General features: G+C 44.9%; 11 protein-coding genes and 4 pseudogenes. 9 read left to right on the top strand and 6 right to left on the bottom strand.

Annotated elements, in window-relative coordinates; genetic code table 11:
• Positions 1 to 289 precede the first annotated feature (289 nt).
• Complete coding sequence (locus CWI35_RS11555) at positions 290 to 763, top strand: hypothetical protein (RefSeq protein ID WP_011232748.1); 474 nt, start codon at positions 290 to 292, stop codon at positions 761 to 763.
• A gap of 43 nt (positions 764 to 806) precedes the next feature.
• Here CWI35_RS11555 and CWI35_RS11550 read toward each other — a convergent pair whose 3' ends face one another.
• Complete coding sequence (locus CWI35_RS11550) at positions 807 to 1,007, bottom strand: hypothetical protein (protein WP_011232749.1); 201 nt, start codon at positions 1,005 to 1,007, stop codon at positions 807 to 809.
• Between the two features lie 233 nt (positions 1,008 to 1,240).
• Here CWI35_RS11550 and CWI35_RS11545 point away from each other — a divergent pair, with 233 nt between their 5' ends.
• Both CWI35_RS11545 and CWI35_RS11540 read left to right on the top strand, forming a co-directional pair.
• The gene (locus tag CWI35_RS11545; RefSeq protein ID WP_062899018.1) at positions 1,241 to 1,738 is read left to right on the top strand and encodes a L,D-transpeptidase family protein; all 498 of its coding nucleotides are present in this window, start codon (positions 1,241 to 1,243) and stop codon (positions 1,736 to 1,738) included.
• A 170-nt stretch (positions 1,739 to 1,908) separates the two neighbouring features.
• Positions 1,909 to 2,931 (top strand): RpnC/YadD family protein, encoded by a 1,023-nt coding sequence (locus CWI35_RS11540; RefSeq protein ID WP_033012643.1) that lies wholly within the window; start codon positions 1,909 to 1,911, stop codon positions 2,929 to 2,931.
• A 236-nt stretch (positions 2,932 to 3,167) separates the two neighbouring features.
• On the opposite strand, the gene CWI35_RS11535 is transcribed toward CWI35_RS11540, so the two are convergent.
• The 4 genes and pseudogenes from CWI35_RS11535 to CWI35_RS11515 all read right to left on the bottom strand — a co-directional run bounded on the left by CWI35_RS11535 (position 3,168) and on the right by CWI35_RS11515 (position 7,400).
• Complete coding sequence (locus CWI35_RS11535; RefSeq protein WP_235045615.1) at positions 3,168 to 3,515, bottom strand: hypothetical protein; 348 nt, start codon at positions 3,513 to 3,515, stop codon at positions 3,168 to 3,170.
• 223 nt (positions 3,516 to 3,738) lie between these two features.
• Positions 3,739 to 4,536, bottom strand: a pseudogene (locus CWI35_RS11530) (UPF0236 family transposase-like protein); the annotation flags it as partial.
• A gap of 42 nt (positions 4,537 to 4,578) precedes the next feature.
• Positions 4,579 to 4,772: pseudogene (locus tag CWI35_RS18595) on the bottom strand (NAD-dependent epimerase/dehydratase family protein); the annotation flags it as partial.
• Between the two features lie 285 nt (positions 4,773 to 5,057).
• Complete coding sequence (locus CWI35_RS11515) at positions 5,058 to 7,400, bottom strand: transporter substrate-binding protein (protein ID WP_119877756.1); 2,343 nt, start codon at positions 7,398 to 7,400, stop codon at positions 5,058 to 5,060.
• Positions 7,401 to 7,709: 309 nt separating this feature from the next.
• Here CWI35_RS11515 and CWI35_RS11510 point away from each other — a divergent pair, with 309 nt between their 5' ends.
• From CWI35_RS11510 to CWI35_RS11485, 6 genes and pseudogenes are all read left to right on the top strand, one after another.
• Positions 7,710 to 8,756 (top strand): aliphatic amidase, encoded by a 1,047-nt coding sequence (locus CWI35_RS11510; protein WP_081188968.1) that lies wholly within the window; start codon positions 7,710 to 7,712, stop codon positions 8,754 to 8,756.
• Positions 8,757 to 8,832: 76 nt separating this feature from the next.
• Positions 8,833 to 9,951, top strand: coding sequence for an AAA family ATPase (locus CWI35_RS11505; RefSeq protein WP_119877755.1), 1,119 nt, complete (start codon positions 8,833 to 8,835; stop codon positions 9,949 to 9,951).
• A gap of 27 nt (positions 9,952 to 9,978) precedes the next feature.
• Positions 9,979 to 10,599, top strand: a complete 621-nt coding sequence (locus CWI35_RS11500) for an AmiS/UreI family transporter (protein WP_119877754.1) — start codon at positions 9,979 to 9,981, stop codon at positions 10,597 to 10,599.
• A 228-nt stretch (positions 10,600 to 10,827) separates the two neighbouring features.
• Positions 10,828 to 11,391, top strand: a pseudogene (locus tag CWI35_RS11495) (DUF6431 domain-containing protein).
• A 141-nt stretch (positions 11,392 to 11,532) separates the two neighbouring features.
• A pseudogene (locus CWI35_RS11490) lies at positions 11,533 to 12,781 on the top strand (IS481 family transposase).
• Positions 12,774 to 13,574: an ExeA family protein gene (locus tag CWI35_RS11485; RefSeq protein ID WP_119877753.1), complete on the top strand. Its 801-nt coding sequence runs from the start codon at positions 12,774 to 12,776 to the stop codon at positions 13,572 to 13,574. Before CWI35_RS11490 ends, CWI35_RS11485 begins: the two are co-directional and overlap by 8 nt.
• Before the next feature lie 365 nt (positions 13,575 to 13,939).
• On the opposite strand, the gene CWI35_RS11475 is transcribed toward CWI35_RS11485, so the two are convergent.
• The gene (locus tag CWI35_RS11475; protein WP_119877751.1) at positions 13,940 to 14,713 is read right to left on the bottom strand and encodes a DUF2935 domain-containing protein; all 774 of its coding nucleotides are present in this window, start codon (positions 14,711 to 14,713) and stop codon (positions 13,940 to 13,942) included.
• Positions 14,714 to 14,740: the final 27 nt, after the last annotated feature.

Below are 14,740 nucleotides of genomic sequence, written 5' to 3'. Positions count from 1 at the left end.
TCTACCTCTCCTGCATCTCTGTTTTCAGCGGAACGGCAAAGGAAAAACGGAGCCCTAAACGCTCCGCCTTTTCACCCGCCTCCAAATAGGACAAACCACCGTTTCTCACGCTAGTGCATCATTTCCAACAACTTCTGCCATCCATTTTACTACACTCTGATGAATTTTTTGACTAAAAAATGCGGCCGTATGTCTATCCTGTGACACATGCCACGGCGCTTCCGCCCTTTCCCTGCCCATATCCGCCGCCCATCGTGCATATGGTATAACAGAGAGGAGAGGAGACCCCATGTTCCCACGCTACCGCCAAAAGACGATCCGAGCCAGGACTGGGGTGGCGGTTCTCACTGCCGTCGCCGTGTTGGTGGCGATCTTGTCTCTGTTTCTTTCGAACGAACGGAACGAGGCAAAGGAAATCGTTGACACGTTTTACCGCTACGAGCAGGCAGGGGATTTTGGCAGCTCTTGGGAGCTGTTTCACCCGCTTATGAAAAAGAAATTCCCAAAAGACGTCTACATCCAGCGCCGCGCCCACGTCTTTATGCAAGACTTCGGCGTCGAGACGTTCGACTACCGCATCGATGAGGTGGAAAAACTGTCGTCATGGTCGATGTCTGATGAGAACAAACCGCTTCACGACGTGTATCGCGTCCGCGTCATTCAGACGTTCCATAGCGCTTTTGGCGTGTTCGAAATCCATCAAGACGTCTTCGTCGCCAAAGAAAAAGGGGAAAAGAACATTTTGTTCCCTTACCGCCCGTAACCCCCAACATCGATGCGGCCCCGATATCGACCGGGCGCCGCTTTCACCGCTCCTTCCATTCCTCGATGATCTCAAGCGTCCGATTAATGCCGACATTGTATATCAACAGCTTAAGCAAGTTTTCCCGCTCCTCTTTCGTAAAAAAGAGATCGCCGTCAATGATCTCAAGCGGGACAGGGGAGAGCTCGGCATACAGCTCATAATCAACCTTCTGTCCTTCCGGTTTTAGGACAAACGTTCTCATTCGCGCCATCCTCCTTTTTCACCTACACGTTTTGACAAGAAACACCCGTTAGGCAACGCTCCCTATCAAGTATAGACTAACGCACAGCGCGTTCATACGGCATTGGCGGCCGCATGCCATGCGCATGAGACTCTCTTCCCATTTGAGCAACCTTATTCGAATCTTCTCATACACTAATGTATCATCAATCGGAGCTGTTTTCTCCATCCAGCGAAAAAAAGGAGCGAAATGCCATGTACAAACATATCGTCAAACGCGGGGAAACGATCGCCTCCATCGCCCGCGACTACCGCACATCTGTTGAGGCGCTCCTTCGCGCCAATGGTTTGACCGCCGCGTCCGTCATCTTTCCCGGGCAGGAGATCGTCATCCCCCACCTTCCGCCGAAAGGATCGATTCCCTACACGATCCACATCTCGATCAGCCGCCGCCAGCTGACGTTAAAACACCGGGGACGAACGATCCGCACGTATCCGATCGGCGTCGGCAAAATGGTCACCGCCACGCCTGTCGGCGATTTTGTCATCGTCAACCGCCAGCCGAACCCGGGCGGTCCGTTCGGCGCCATGTGGCTCAGCTTATCCAAAGTCCATTACGGCATCCACGGCACGAACGACCCGTCCTCGATCGGCAAATACGTATCCAAAGGCTGCATCCGCATGCACAACAAAGACGTGCTCGAACTCGCCTCCATCGTTCCGAACGGAACGGAAGTGTTTATCCGGCCGTGAGGGCAAAACAGCGTCATTCATCCGTCTGTTCTGAGTCACAACCCGTTTTATTTTTCAAGAAGATGTCATTCACTCCCACCGAACGAACACCGTGTTTCCGCTCACGATGGCAGCTGACAATCGATCGGGCAAGTAGTATAATTAGGTCAAAAGCGAATGGAGTGAAGACGATGCCAGGCGGGATCTCGCATCACGCCAAAGACATTTTGTTCAAGTCGCTGAGCGCATTGTACCAAAACCAAGCCCTCGATGTATACGGACTTCACGGACTCCCACGGATCAAAGCACTGCTTCCAAACGAATTTCCGTCTGTACGGGCGGATGAACGGCGCGCCGACACCGTGTTTCTTCTCGAAGACGATTCCATTTTGCTTCTCGAGTACGAAAGCAATGAACGATTTCTCGACAACCATTTAAAGTATCTTGATTATGCCTGCCGCATCCTTCACACATACTATCAACAGGAAAAACGAATACGCCCGATTCGCATCGTTGTGATCTACACAAGCGATGTCACGAGCGCCCGCGAACAGCTTGACGCCGGCGATGTGTTTCTTTCATCCAAAGCGGTGTTGCTTGGCGAATTCAACGGCGATGCGATTTTCCATGCCATTGAAGAAAAAGTCCACAACGGCGAACCGCTCACTCCGGAAGAAACGATGAAACTCATCCTCGTGCCGCTCATGCACACCCGCTTCGACCGGCAAACGATGATCGAAAAAACGATCGAGCTGGCGAAAGCGATCGGCGACGAACCGAAACAGCTGCACATCATCGCTGGCGTTCTGACCGCCACAGACAAATTCATCGACCGGTCATACGCCGAAAAAGTAAAGGAGTGGATCAAAATGAACAAAGTGTTTCGCCTGTTAGTCGAAGAACTTGAACAAGAAAGAGAAGAAATGTTGAAGAAAGTGATGCAGGAAAAAGAACAAGCAGTGCAAAGAGCGATACAAGAAAAAGAACAAGCAGTGCAAAGAGCGATACAAGAAAAAGAACAAGCAGTGCAAAGAGTCATGCAAGAAAAGGAGCAGGCGATCAAGCAAACGGAAAAACGGAAGGCCATCGAAATCGCCAAAAATTTGCTTGATGTTCTTCCCATTCACGAGATCGCCAAACGAACCGGACTGACCGTCGCCGAAGTCGCCGACCTAGCGAAGGAAATGGACAACGATCAGCCGCCGATCCAATAGCGCCAAAGAGCCGCAACCGTGCGGCTCTTTTCCCCCGTAACTGATCTCAGCGCCCAAAGCAAACAAGAGCGAAACAGCCCCTTTCATTTGCCGTAAAAGCGAACACGCATCCCACACGTCATACCACTACTGGCCACTTGCCAATTGCTGGCGAGCTTCACCCGTTAACACCAAATACGAACGGCGCTTTCCACCCTCATGACGTTCCACTTTCTCCGTCCACGGGTGAAGCCACTTTACTCAAACAGTGTCCTTCTCCCCTCCGTCACTTTATGTAAGGGCCTCGCAAACTGTGACTTGTATCTTGTTAATATCACCTTAATTTTGGAAACTCCTTTCCGTTCACAAATAAATAATATTTTCGCACCGCATTTTGATTTATGGTATAACCTATCATTAAGCTTTTCTTGAATTTGCAGCAACAAATGGTACATGGCTTCATCATTTTTCACAATGTCGTCTAAATTGACATTCAGCTCTCGTTCGACCCTTAAAGCCTTTGCCAATCTTGAATTAACTGCTTTCACTTTGCTTTTTATATTGCCGCCGTTCATTAAGAATTTTCGGAACTCTTCTTCTCTCATTCTACACTCCTTCACCTGCTTTTTTAGATAATATCATAAAAAATGGCAGCCTGATTTAGCAAATTGCTGTTTGAGCCAGTCAAGACTTTGCGGGGGATTTTTTTGGTCCACTACGGGTGTTGTCAATAACCAGTTTTGGTAGACCATTTTTAGGAATTTATATCGTAAGCGCTTTCGGACTCTCATCCCTCATCTTGAGGTGATGATACGGCATTCCATTTTTTTACACCCAACCACCATCCCGGAGCGCCGACAACGCTTGATGGATCGGCGTCCCGGATGACCGTTGCAGACACGGTAGATTCTGACGCACCACATCTGCCCACAACCGTCCTGCCTTCCGTTTGGCCTGTTCAACCCGCTTGGACTTCGTCGAGGCCGAGGCTGCCCTCCGGGGCTCTTCCTCCTCCAACCGCCCCTTTCTCCAACATATTCCATCGATTCGAGCCACCATCGCCTTCAGAAACGCCCGAAGCCCTTGGTCTTTCCAGCTGCGGCGGGATTTCACCCGATGCGCGAACCGGCTCATCACGCTCTCGGCGTGGCCCATTGGACGCATGCTGGTCGTCTTCACCCCTTGCGCCGACAGCCACTCCCGGTAGTCCCGGATGCATCCCGGCATCGACTCGATCCGGCGAATCAAGGCGGCCAGCTGTTGTTCTTTGCCTTCGTCCCCCAACGTACCGACGGCACTGTTCCGTTCAACCAAAAGTCCTTCTTCGTCTTGTTTCGCCAGCTTCTTCCGCACCTCCCGCCAACGCGGATGGCCCGAGAGGCATTGGCGCAACTCCCGCGCCACATGAAATCGATCCAGCTGAAAGCAGGCTCGCTTCCCAAAATACTCTCGGCAAGCCATGATCCATGGCGCTGCGTCGCCGTTGATGATCAACAAGTCCCGGCACGGGTCATAGGCATATTCCTTCATCAGCCACCCTTCGAATCCTTCCCACACATCCCCCATCCCTTCATGGAGGCAGCAACGGCGGTTCAAAAGCTCAAGCTGCGAGCCGTTTCGTTTCCATCGCATATCACCTGCAAAAATCAAAAAAAGCGACCATGATTGAGGAGTATCATAGCCCGTACCGAAAACGGAAATTTTGTCGCGCTGGCCTAACAAATGCTGCAAGACAATCGGAATTAAATGCGTTTCCGGGTTATGGTCTTCGCCAATTTCCCCCGACTCGTGCGCCCCAGCCGCATTAAAGTAGCGAAGGATGATATAGTTGAGTCCATGCCAGAGGCAAAATCGGCCAAAACTAATGGATTTGTTCGTTAATCATATGAAAATTAATATTCACCGGTATAAACTTCTTTATACGCTCAATATCCCGCTTCTTGTAGTCCATAATCACAATGCCAGTAATGACCTCATCCTCTTACCCAATGCTTAAAATCTTCACCGTCACTCATCCATCCCTCCCAATCACAGAACATTAGTTCTTATCCATCATTGTAATACCCTCCCCTTTATCTTTCAATCACCAATATTTCGACAAATTTCGGGTGGTGACAGGCACCAAACCCGAAACAGTTGGTACGAAATCAACTACTACTGCTTTTAAAATGTTTTTTTCGGATATTCCATTTATTCATTTTTCGGTATAATGTGCTTCTAGTTACACCAAGAATTTTAGCTGCTTCTGTAATATTTTTTGTTTCTTGAAGAACTTGCTCGATCATTTGTTTTTCCATATACTTTAGATTACCAGCTAAGTGAGATTGTTTTATTGTACTGAAATTTTGAAAATCTTCAGGTAAGTGTAAAGGAAGGATTTTCGGCTCATTAATGGCTAAAAGAAACGCCCTTTCCATCACGTTTTTCAATTCGCGTATGTTACCTGGCCAATGATAGGACTGAAGCATTTGCAACGCGGAATCACATAACTCTAGAGGTCCTTTTCCGTAATACTGATGAAACTGATGTAAGAATTGCATCGATAAATCAGGAATATCTTCTATTCGGTGTCGAAGTGGAGGGACATGAATGGTAAACACATTCAACCGATAATATAAGTCGGAACGGAAAGAGCCCTGGTAAGCAATTTCCTCTTTAAGATTGCGGTTTGTTGCAGCGATGACCCTGACATTAACAGGACGTTCTTTATAGTCACCGATACGAACAATTTTTCGCTCTTCTAACACTCGAAGAAGGCTTACTTGCAATTCTAATGGCATTTCTCCAATTTCATCAAGAAACAGTGTGCCTCCATTGGCAGCTTCAAACTTTCCAATGCTTCCGCCTTTTTTTGAACCTGTAAATGCTCCTTCCACATATCCAAATAACTCACTAGCAATCAACTCTCTTGGAATAGCACCGGCATTCAAAGCAATAAACGGCCCATTACGGCGATGGCTTTGCTCATGAATAGTCCGTGCCAAAACTTCTTTACCAGTACCAGTTTCCCCTAATATTAATACATTTGTGTCAAATTGTGAGGCGATTGAAGCAATATGAAGCTCTTTTTGAAAAGCCTGATTGTAAGTTACGATATTTCCAAATTGATACTTATTTTTAGACGGTATTCCACACGAAGGAGATTGTACGGATGTTTTCTTGATAAAAATCAAAAAAACATGATAAGATTTCTTCACTTCTCTTTTCGTTACTTCATAGCCTATATCCGATAAATGTGCATCATCGAGAACGTCCCCTTGTTTGGCTCTAGTTACAGAATAAGCGTAAGGATTCATGTATAAAATTTTATTATTTTGGTCAACGACGATAATCCCATCAGATACCTCTTTACCAATTTCTTCGACTAAAACTTTCCATATCTCTTCTTCATCCATAGAATCTAGAAGCGTATTTGTTAAAAGTGGCCTTGCAGAAATTTGTTGTCCCGAGCTCCAAACAATTTCAAACTGTCCATTTTCCTTTGCTTTTCCAATTCTCACTTCTCTTGACAAATGATGATTAGATTCTATTTTAATTTTTCCACTCGGTGATGAAAACTCTTTTTGATATAAATATTTTACGATTTTCTTTCTGTCTGTGGATTGTAAATGACATATTGCGTCTAATACTATCTGAATCCCAATATAAGTATTGCACATAACTGAGGAAATAACTGTGTCCAATCCATACTTTGCTTTCATACCTTTTACAAATAAATGGTTTTCAGGTATATCCAATGATTGGAAATAACTAAAACAACTATAATGACCAGCAACATATTTAGGCCCCATTGCTCGTATTTCCAGCTCTGTTGTAATTGGGCTAATAATAGGCATTTCCTCAGGATTTAATCCTAATTCATAATAAGTTTTATAAAAAGGCAATATACTTTCTCCAACAAGCGTAGACAATATCGCATTAGGAGAAGAATGCTTAATCTCTTCAAAATAAGTCGAAAACTCTTTGTGCCCTAATGGAACATATTTTTCCCCAATCACTGTTCCATCCAACTCATACAGCATCTCTCTAACTTGTTGATTGGTATATCTAGGGTAAACATAATCGTTTCCAATTAAATAAACTTTTTTTCCAAATTGTTCAACCGTAAATTTAAGCAGTGAAGCTATTTGTTGATTGGGAATTTCTCCAACATAGAAAACATTTGGATGAATCTCCTGTCCTTCATAAAGCGCCGGATATATTAAAAAACAATCGTATTGCTCAAGAACAGGTAAAATAGCTTTGCGACATGCGGATGTATAGCATCCTACAAAAACTTTTATCCCTGAACGCGCCATATCCAATGCTTGCCTATAGCTTTCAATTGGATCGGAACGAATGTCTCTTACTTCATATGTAAATGAAATATTTGATTTGCTGTAATCTTTTTGGAATTTCTCGAGGGCATACGCAGCTGCTTGATATTGGCCAATTTCCGTTAAGGAAGTGATGCCTGTTAATGAAAATAAAAGACCTATACAAATATTCATATAATCCCCCCTTTACAAATATTCATATAATCCCCCCTTTGTATCATTTTGCAACAATGTATAAAAATTGAACATCCTCTATCGTTTCTGATTTTACTATAAAATTACTAATATTTCAATTATTTAATCAAAAAACTACTGTCGCAAAATTGAAAACCTCCCTATCCCACTTATTTAAATATAAGATATGTTAACAACATCTAAACTTGGCACACTTCTTGCAAGAAATATAGGGCAGATGGATGGAAACAAAGCATATGATCTTCGTTTCCATCTATACGATCAAATCAAGGAAAGGAGTAATGAAAAATGAGACATGGGGATATCTCGAGCAGCCATGACACAGTGGGTGTTGCAGTGGTCAACTACAAAATGCCGCGTCTTCACACCAAGGAGGAGGTATTGGACAACTGTCGCAAAATAGCAGACATGATTGTAGGAATCAAAAAGGGACTCCCTGGTATGGACTTAATCGTTTTTCCAGAGTACAGCACTCATGGAATCATGTACGATGAACAAGAAATGTATGATACTGCCTCTTCCATTCCTGGTGAAGAAACTGCTATATTTGCCGAAGCATGTCGTGCTGCCAACACTTGGGGGGTATTTTCTTTAACAGGTGAAAGACATGAAGATCATCCAAATAAAGCTCCTTATAACACCTTGATTTTAATGAATAATAAAGGAGAGATTGTACAGAAATACCGTAAAATTATTCCTTGGTGCCCAATTGAACCATGGTATCCTGGAGACACTACTTATGTAGTAGAAGGACCAAAAGGAATCAAAATAAGTTTAATTGTCTGTGACGACGGAAACTATCCAGAAATATGGCGTGATTGTGCTATGAAAGGCGCAGAACTTATTGTTAGATGCCAAGGATATATGTATCCGGCAAAAGAACAACAAATCATCATGGCGAAAGCAATGGCCTGGGCGAATAATACGTATGTTGCTGTTGCTAATGCGTCTGGATTCGACGGTGTTTATTCTTATTTTGGTCATTCAGCTATTATTGGTTTTGATGGTCGTACATTAGGGGAATGCGGCACAGAAGAAAACGGAGTTCAATACGCGGAACTCTCTATATCGCAAATCCGCGATTTCCGCAAAAACTCGCAATCACAAAATCACTTATTTAAACTACTTCACCGTGGATATACCGGTTTAATTAAATCAGGAGAAGACGGTCGCGGCGTAGCAGAGTGTCCATTTGACTTCTACCGTACATGGGTGCTTGATGCAGAAAAGGCCCGTGAAAACGTAGAAAAGATCACACGTTCCACAGTAGGAACTGCTGAGTGTCCGATAGAAGGAATCCCTCACGAAGGAATAGAAAAAGTAGCTGGAAAATGATCTAGGAATAAGAAAGAGAAGGGGGGCAGGTTCTTGGACCTGACCTCCTTTATCGATACAATTAGGGGATGATGCGATGACATTTATAACATCGAAATTAAAGGATTTAAATGAGAATCGCCACCAAAATTCATCATCAGCTAATCTTTCAGAAACTTTCAATTCCTCTTCTCCCTTAGTTACACGATTTCGCTTTGAAGTAAATGAAGTGATTCATCATATACGATCAAAAATTTGGGGACAAGATGAAGTTTTAGATGGTATAGAGGAAATGTTAAATATTGTTTGGACTGATATCACAGAAGAGAACCGCCCTTTGTATGTCGCATTATTTCTAGGGCCAACAGGTGTGGGAAAAACAGAAATAGTTCGAGTGCTTAGTGAAGCTATCTACGGAAATGCGGAAGCTTATTGTCGAATTGACATGAATACACTAACCCAGGAACACTATGCTGCGGCGTTAACAGGTGCTCCTCCAGGGTACGTAGGGAGTAAAGAGGGAAACTCCTTATTCCAAAAGGAAAAAATTGAAGGATCCTACAGTAAACCTGGGATTGTTCTTTTTGACGAACTGGAAAAAGCAGATGATCAAGTTATTTATTCCCTGCTTAATGTAATGGATAACGGTATATTAGTAATGACATCGGGAGAGAAAGTTATTAATTTCCGTAATGCCATGATCTTTATGACAAGCAATATTGGCGCAAAAGAAATCATTAGTTATGCTAGCAAAAGTCTAAAGTATAAATTACGTAAATTTCTTTGGTTCTTACGTCCTTCTAATTGGGGGAAAACAGAACAAGATTTTCTCCGCTCTATTGTTCTTTCTCAGTTAGAAAAACGATTTAGTCCCGAGTTCATCAACAGATTCGATGATATTTTTGTCTTTCATTGGTTAAAACAAGATGCGCTAGAACATATTCTTGATCTCCAAATTCAGGCTATTAACCGAAGAATAAAAAAATATAACTGCACACTTCAGCTCGACGAATCTGCTCGTAAATTCTTGATTAAGAAAGGTTTTGATCAGCGATATGGCGCGAGATTTTTAAAACGCGCTATTCGAAAATATATAGAAGTTCCCTTAGCCGCAAAAATTAGTAAACGATTACATCAAGGCCATCCAATCCAATTTATTGCAAAAATAATGGACGGCAATCTAATCCTCTTTGAATCAACACAAGAAAGGCCATAATTATTCACTGTTGAGAGGGGAAGGAACATGGATAAAGTCGGCCTAATGTATGTTGGCGCTGTATTATTTATCAATAGCTTAATGTTATTGGGGAAAGTCGATGAAAAAAGCGCTGGAGTGTTCAACTTATTTATTGGAGCGATGCAAGTGATTACACCGTTTTATCTCATATTTACATCTAAAGGGGATCCATGGATGATCTTTAACGCTTCAGGTATATTTCTTTTTGGTTTAACTTATCTATATGTAGGAATTTCTAATCTAAAAAACTTAGACTCTTCAGGTTTGGGATGGTACTCTCTATGGGTAGCAATTCTAGCTTTAGGATATAGTTATGTGAACTTTACTAAACTGCAAGATATAAAATTCGGTATTATTTGGCTTATGTGGTCCTTCCTTTGGACTTTATTTTACTTACTACTTGCACAAAAAAAGAACATCGCTGTCTTTACTGGTTGGGTCGCGTTTATTCAAGCATGGATTACAGCGACTATTCCCGCTTTTCTCCTTCTAGTTAATCAATGGGATGTCGTAGGACTAAAAACTACTTTATCAGTAACCATTTTAACGATTCTAGCTTTTATCGTTATATATATATCCACTAAACCTTCTTCTTCCAAAATAAATAGCATTTCAACAAAAGCTTAATATAGAAAACACGGATCACCGTTTAACTCCCACATTCAGCAAGTAACAAGCATCATACCCTAATACCGTTTGCTTTACAGTGTAAATTATCATTTTATTTCAGCACAAAACACCCATTTTTTTGCACATTCTTTCAGAAAGCCCTCTCCCCTTTTCTGAAGGAATGTGCTAATTTTTTTGTGAATTGTTTCGGACGAAGATTTCCTTTCGTTTCAGGGGGGAGGAAGTGTGATCCAGTTTCACGACTTTGGCATTGACATTCAAACGTATACGGATCGTGGGAAAGGGAACGATTTTCCCGACGTGAGACAATGCCCCCACTGTCCATCCCGCCGCCCCTTGCATCGTCACGGATACTACCAACGCTATGCGTTGACGGCAGAGGGGGAGTATCGCCTTTGGATCGCACGATACGCTCGCGAGAGTGCCGCAAAACCGTGAGTGTGCTGCCTTCTTTCCTCCTCCCGTATGTTCAAATATACACGGCCGGTCATCTGGCAAGCGGTCAAAGCATGGTTCGAAACGCCAAGGCGAGGAGCGAAGACCAAACAGGTTGGTTTTCCCACCAAGGAGGTCATCTTGTTTTATGTCCGACGATTTTGACGGAATCTTTCCCGCTTGCATCACGCGGCGGCGAGAAGGTGGGGGATCATCGGCCCTGTGGGGAACGCAAGAACAGAACGGGCGGTTTGGTGGATGCAGACTTTGGAGGGACGGGGGGTGGGCTCGATCATCCAAGACCTGTGGACAAACGAGAGGTGGCATCTGTTTGCGGATCAAATTGCTTCCTGATTTTCTACTTAACACCAAAAATGGAGATGGTTGATGTTCCCACAAACCCTTCCTCTCGACGAATCTCGAGCCGTTTCGTAAGATAGGAGGCAGAGGGACCGGGACGGTCCAACATCACAGGGAGACAGGGAGGAGATCCGGATGGATGAATCGATGAGACACGACATCGCGCTGTTTCGGTACGGGCTGATCGCTCCGTTGGTGAATGGCCAGGTGGAGCCCAAGGCGTATTTGAATGAGGTGGGCGGGCGAGTGCATTCGATTCCTCATCAAGGGGACAAACCCATTGCGGCGAAGACGATTCTGGATTGGTGCGCCCGATACAAAAAAGGGGGCTTCGACGCCTTGAAGCCGAAGCGCCGTTCGGACCGCGGCCGCTCCAGACGTCTGTCCCCCGATGATGAGGATCATATTCTAGCATTGAGGAAGGAACATCCCACCATGCCCGTGACCCTATTCTACGAACAACTCACCAAGCAGGGGGACATTCCCACCACCCTCTCATACTTTACTATATACCGACTGTTGAAAAAACACAACCTGGTGGGGAAAGAAATCTTGCCGATGCCAGAGCGAAAACGCTTTGCGTATGACCAGATCAATGAGTTATGGCAAGGGGACTTATCCCATGGACCCACGATTCGCGTCCATGGGAAAGCCCAGAAAACGTTTTTGATCGCGTATATCGATGACTGCTCGCGGTTGGTGCCGTATGTATAGTTTCCCCTCGGAGAAATTTGACGGGCTGCGGATCGTCACAAAGGAAGCGGTGCTTCGTTGCGGGAAGCCGAAACGCATTTACTCGGACAACGGGAACATTGATCGGTCCGAGGTGCTGCAGTATGCGTGCGCCGAGATGGGGATTACGCTCATCCACACTCAGCCGTATGACCCGCAAAGCAAAGGGAAAATCGAACGGTTCTTCCGCACCGTACAGACACGGTTTTATCCGCTGTTGGAGCTGAATCCGCCGAAGTCGCTTGACGAGTTGAACGAGCGTTTTTGGAAGTGGCTTGAAGAAGAGTATCATCGAAAACCTCACGCCTCGCTTGATGGGAAAACGCCGCATGAGGTGTTTCAGTCCCAAGTGGAACGAGTGGTGTGGATCGAAGACATCGATTGGCTGGACGCGATTTTTCTGAAGCGGGAGCACCGCAAGGTCAAAGCCGATGGAACGATCACCTTGAACAAGCAGCTGTATGAAGTGCCGCCCCGGTTCATTGGGCAATCGATTGAGCTCCGCTATGACGAACGAGGCGTCTATGTGTACGAAGAGGGCAAACGGGTGGCGGAAGCCATTCGGGTGCGTATGGAGGACAATGCCTATGTAAAGCGCCATCGGTCGCCGTTTGCGGCGGTTTCGGCGAAGGAGGGCGAACAGGATGTATAAAACGTTTTATTCCCTCTCGCGGGAGCCGTTTGCGAAAGAAACCGACCCGTCTGAGGCGTATCAAGGGGCAGCGTTTCAAGAAGCGCTGCGGGCGCTGGAGTACGTGAAGCGAACCCGGGGGATCGGGCTGTTGATCGGAGAGCCGGGGGCGGGCAAGACGTTCGCCCTTCGGGCGCTGAAAGAATCATTGAATCCATCATTGTATCATGTCGTCTACTTTCCGTTATCCACCGGAGGCGTGATGGATTTTTACCGTGGTTTGGCCTTGGGATTAGGAGAGGAACCGAAGTACCGCAAGGTAGACCTCTTCCGCCAAATCCAGCAGGCGATCGAGCGATTGCATCATGAACGACGGATCACGCCGGTGTTCATTTTGGACGAGATGCATTTAGCGAAGGATGCATTTTTACAGGACATCGCGATCTTGTTCAACTTTGAGATGGATTCGACCAACCCATTTGTCTTGATTTTGGCCGGGCTGCCCCATTTACAGGGGAAGCTGCGGCTCAATCAGCACCGCCCTCTCGACCAGCGGATCATCATGCGATACCGGATGGGGCCGCTCGAGAAGGAGGAGGTGGCGGGCTACATCAAGCATCGGATGAAACAGGCCGGGGCGAAGCACCCGATCTTCACCCCATCGGCGTTAGAGGCGATTGCCCTGCAGTCGCGGGGATGGCCTCGGGTGATCAACACGTTGGCCACGACGTGCCTGTTATACGGGTATCAGCTGAAAAAGGACGCCATTGACGAAGAAGTGGTGCGCATGGCCGCAGAGGAAATGGGGTATTAGCATGAAAGGGGCCGAAATCGGCCCCTTTGGCGTCCCGTTTTTCCCTTTTTTGTTTTTCTGTTTCATTCACCGGATCAGGAACTGGAAAACGCCATCCGAAAGAATGTGCAAACGTTCTGAAATAAACTGCAAAATCCGAAATAATTCACAAAAATTTTGCACATTATTTCGGAATCCGTCTGAAATAATTTGAAAAAGGGGTTCCGAAATAATGTGCTAATTTACAATGAACAAAGAAGAAACTGATGATCGAAGAAAAATCCTCGCTCCTAGATACACGCCATAAGTATGCCTAATCGCCTCTTCCTCCGCTAATATTTTTTATTTTCTTATCTTATGCATGCGAATTTAAACTCAGCTATGCATTATAATATAACCTGCTCCTCCAAGTTTCTCCATAAGTGATGCGCTTCCCTGGAAATATGTTCCAATAAATCTGGCGGTGAAGTTGTAACAGCAGCACATTGTTTGATTAGATCGTCTAATTCCAATTTAAATGCTTCGAGAGCTTTAGCTTCTTTAATAACCATTTGGTTAAAGCTGTGTAAAACCGGTAATACCTCATTACGTGGACGGCGTATCATTGTTGTTAGTGCATTTGCTTGGAGAAAAAGGTTATCAAATTTTTTTGTCATTTCTCTTACTCTATCATGAAGTTCATGATTTGATGGATCTAAATAGTGGCTTATATAGCGAAGATGATCAGCCATCTGCCTCAACCAAAAATGGTTTTCATGCAGGGTTGCGTCCGCAGGTGAAACCTGTTTACCACTTTGTATTAATTTAAAGACTGATATAGTTTCTTCTGCTTCCCGTATCATGTGGTCGAGAAGCGATTGCGGTGTTGAAATAATGACTTCACAGCGTAAAGCTTTATCCATTGTATAGGTGAGTAAACTGTGAAATTCACGTGTGGCATGTTTAGCTTCATCAATCAAAATTCCAACATCCGTTTTTTTTGATTTTGCTTTTTCCCATATTGAACCCAAACGCTGAATCATATACTGGTTCGTACGGGCTAGTTCCAGTTCATAATGGCTTATTTCTCTATCGAAAAATCGACCGTGATCAAAATTGTTTCGTACCCAGAAAGCTATTATCCCATAGATGTCCCTTTCATAATGATCAGTATAGGGCATTGTCTCACCTCATTCTTGTTAACCCGT

Source organism: [Bacillus] caldolyticus (assembly GCF_003595605.1).
GTDB lineage: Bacteria > Bacillota > Bacilli > Bacillales > Anoxybacillaceae > Geobacillus > Geobacillus thermoleovorans.
This window is presented reverse-complemented; position numbering and strand designations above follow the sequence as displayed.

Coding starts and splice junctions, on each gene's coding strand:
- CWI35_RS11555 (WP_011232748.1), top strand. CDS start 290: ATGTTCCCACGCTACCGCCAAAAGACGATCCGAGCCAGGACTGGGGTG.
- CWI35_RS11550 (WP_011232749.1), bottom strand. CDS start 1,007: ATGAGAACGTTTGTCCTAAAACCGGAAGGACAGAAGGTTGATTATGAG.
- CWI35_RS11545 (WP_062899018.1), top strand. CDS start 1,241: ATGTACAAACATATCGTCAAACGCGGGGAAACGATCGCCTCCATCGCC.
- CWI35_RS11540 (WP_033012643.1), top strand. CDS start 1,909: ATGCCAGGCGGGATCTCGCATCACGCCAAAGACATTTTGTTCAAGTCG.
- CWI35_RS11535 (WP_235045615.1), bottom strand. CDS start 3,515: ATGAGAGAAGAAGAGTTCCGAAAATTCTTAATGAACGGCGGCAATATA.
- CWI35_RS11515 (WP_119877756.1), bottom strand. CDS start 7,400: ATGAATATTTGTATAGGTCTTTTATTTTCATTAACAGGCATCACTTCC.
- CWI35_RS11510 (WP_081188968.1), top strand. CDS start 7,710: ATGAGACATGGGGATATCTCGAGCAGCCATGACACAGTGGGTGTTGCA.
- CWI35_RS11505 (WP_119877755.1), top strand. CDS start 8,833: ATGACATTTATAACATCGAAATTAAAGGATTTAAATGAGAATCGCCAC.
- CWI35_RS11500 (WP_119877754.1), top strand. CDS start 9,979: ATGGATAAAGTCGGCCTAATGTATGTTGGCGCTGTATTATTTATCAAT.
- CWI35_RS11485 (WP_119877753.1), top strand. CDS start 12,774: ATGTATAAAACGTTTTATTCCCTCTCGCGGGAGCCGTTTGCGAAAGAA.
- CWI35_RS11475 (WP_119877751.1), bottom strand. CDS start 14,713: ATGCCCTATACTGATCATTATGAAAGGGACATCTATGGGATAATAGCT.